General features: G+C 67.6%; 1 protein-coding gene. It reads right to left on the bottom strand.

The window, feature by feature from the left end; translation table 11 throughout:
- Positions 1-2,558: condensation domain-containing protein (locus NDR87_RS37020; protein ID WP_251919004.1), on the bottom strand; the 2,558-nt coding region annotated here is incomplete at both ends.

Genomic DNA, 2,558 nt, shown 5'->3' with positions numbered 1-2,558 from the left:
CCCTGTTCGAGGATGACGGCCCGCAGGTCCTCCAGCGGCTCCGGATCCAGCCCAGACAACCCTTCCACATCGGTGAACAAATGCGTCACCCACTCATCGGCCAACCCCTCGCTGCTCACCTCGGCGGGCAACACCAACGACGCCCCCGCGGCTCCCGCGACCACGACCTCCAGCACACCCGCGACCGAATCGGCCCGACCCTGCCGGAACGTCCGCGACTCGAAACTGAGCTCGGCCCGCTTACGCACCCGATCCACCACCACCGCCAACCCGTCATAACTCACCACCACCCCGGCCGTCGCGAACGCCGGATCCACACCCCGCAACGCCCGCGTCCGATTCGCATACGTCACCGGCCGCGCCGACTCCTGCGCAACCTCCGCAACCACCGCCGGATCATCCAACACCAACCAGTCGACGCCGCCCAATTCGGTGGGCACCGAATCCACCAGGCCCACCTTGAATTCCAGTGCCGTGGGTAGCGCCTGACCGTCGGCCACGGGCACCACGGCCGCACCCGCCTTGAGCACCGCCCACGTCGCCACGGCCGCCTCGACACCACGATCCAGCCGCACCGCCACACCGACACCCGGACCACAGCCACGCCCGATCAGCACCCGCGCCAGCCGCGACGAACGGGCATCGAGCTCGTGGTAGCTGATCGCCTCCTCGCCGAAGCTGATCGCCGGACCGTCCGGATCATCGTCCACGGCGGCGGCCAGCGCCTGCGGCAGTGCGGTCCCGATGGTCGAAACGACCTCGACCGATTCGGCGGGCTTGGGCTGGGCCACCCGTTCCTGCTCGTCGAGCAGATCGATCGAGCCGACCGGGAGCTGCGGATCCGCCGCGACCGCGGCCAAGATCCGCTCGAAACGCCGAGCCAGCGCCCGCACCGTCGAGTCCTCGAACAAATCCACCGCATAAGTGAGCACGGTGACCAGCTCACCCGGCGTGCCGTCATCGGTGTGCCGGGGTTCCACGGTGACCTGCAGATCGAACTTCGCGGCCACCGCATCGGTGTCCAGACCGGTAATGGTCAACCCCGGCAGCTCCAGCGTCGGCTGCTCGGTGTTCTGGAACGACAACACCACCTGGAACAGGTTCTGCGCCCCCGAACGACCGGGCGCAACGACCTCCGCCACCCGCTCGAACGGAATATCGGCATTGGCAAACGCCGACAGATCCGTTTCACGCACTCGTTCGACCAGATCATCGAAGGTCTCAGCGGTACTGACACCGGTGCGCAGGGCAAGGGTATTGACGAACATGCCCACCAGATCATCCAGCGCCCGCTCACCACGACCCGCGATCGGCGTACCGATCGCGATATCCGCGCTGCCGGACTGACGGGCCAACAGCACCGCCAGGGCCGCGTGCACGACCATGAACAGCGACGAATTGTGTTCCCGCGCAACCCGCAGCAGACCCTCGTGCACACCCGCGGGCACCAGGAAACCCACCGATCCGCCACGCATCGACGGCACCGCCGGACGCGGATGATCCACCGGCAGCACCGGGCTGGTGGACAAACCCGCCAGCTGTTTGCGCCAATAAGCCAATTGCCTTGCCGCGACGGAGTTCTCGTCGTCGTCACTGCCGATCACGGAGCGCTGCCAAATCGCGAAGTCGGCGTACTGCACCTCCAGCGGCGACCAACCGGGCTCACCGCCCTCACTGCGCGCCAGATACGCGGTCACCAGATCACGAGCCAGCGGGGCCATCGACGCGCCGTCACCGGCAATGTGATGCACCACCAGCACCAGCACATGCTCGGACTCGGTCAGACCGATGAGCCGCAATCGCAGCGGCGGCGCCACCGTCACATCGAATCCGGTGGCCATCAGCTCGGTGACCCGGCCGATCGGATCGGCGGTGCTCTCCACCGGCAACCCATCCGCCAGTGCCTCGGCGACCGGCAGGATCTCCTGATACGGCAGGCCACCCGGGCCGCTGGCCGGATACCGAGTGCGCAGCACCTCGTGCCGCTCGACTACGTCGGCGACCGCACGACGCAGCGCGTCCACATCCAGCGCACCGGACAGCCGGATCGCCAATGGGATGTTGTAGGAAGGCGATTCCGGATCGAGCTGATTGATCACCCACATCCGCTGCTGCGCCAACGACAACGGCACCCGACCAGTCCGCGCGGCCGGACCGAGCTTCGGCCGCACCACACCCGCCGCACCCGGCACCACCCGAGCCGCCAACGCCCCCACCGACGACGCCTCGAACAACTCCCGCACCGCCAGACCCGCGTCCAACGCCTCATTGATCCGCGCCACCACACGAGTCGCCAGCAACGAATTACCGCCCAAGGCAAAGAAATCGTCGTCCAACCCCACCTCGGCCGCACCGAGCAGATCAGCGAACACATCGGCTACGGCCTGCTCGATCGGCGTACCCGGCGCACGATAGGCCGCCGTGCCACCGAACTCCGGCGCCGGCAACGCCTTCCGATCCAGTTTTCCGTTCGGCGTGAGCGGCAGCACGTCCAGCACCACGATCGCGTCCGGCACCATATAGCCGGTCAGGAACTCACCCACCTCGGCACGCAGCGC

Source organism: Nocardia sp. CDC159 (assembly GCF_023740735.1).
In the GTDB taxonomy this organism is placed as follows: Bacteria; Actinomycetota; Actinomycetes; order Mycobacteriales; family Mycobacteriaceae; genus Nocardia; species Nocardia pulmonis.
This window is presented reverse-complemented; position numbering and strand designations above follow the sequence as displayed.